The organism is Staphylococcus sp. HMSC063A07 (assembly GCF_001836955.1).
Lineage (GTDB): Bacteria > Bacillota > Bacilli > Staphylococcales > Staphylococcaceae > Staphylococcus > Staphylococcus lugdunensis.
On record NZ_KV830927.1, the window covers coordinates 1 to 326 of the forward strand.

At 40.8% G+C, this 326-nt stretch carries 1 protein-coding gene; it reads left to right on the forward strand.

From position 1 onward, the window contains the following. Positions 1 to 14: 14 nt before the first annotated feature. A partial coding sequence (locus tag HMPREF2597_RS08465; RefSeq protein WP_256337092.1) for a putative Ig domain-containing protein occupies positions 15 to 326 on the forward strand: 312 nt, incomplete at its 3' end.

A 326-nucleotide genomic window follows, 5' to 3' on the forward strand; every position in this document is an offset into this window, starting at 1 on the left:
ATAGTGGCCAAGCAGTGACAAACACAGTAAGAGGTCTACCAAATGGAGTGACGTTTGATCCTAGAACAAACACAATAAGCGGTGTAGTCACAAAAGTTGGCACCTATCCAATTGTGGTAACGAGCACTGATGCCGATGGTAATAGTATTGAGACAAAATTCATAATCAAAGTTGTAGACACGACAGCACCAACAGTAAAAGGAATTAGTGATCAGACCAAAGAAGTGAATACGTCAATTGACGAAATTGTGATAGATGCCACAGATAATAGTGGTCAAACAGTGACGAACACAGTCAGTGGTTTACCAAGCGGAGTAACGTTTGAT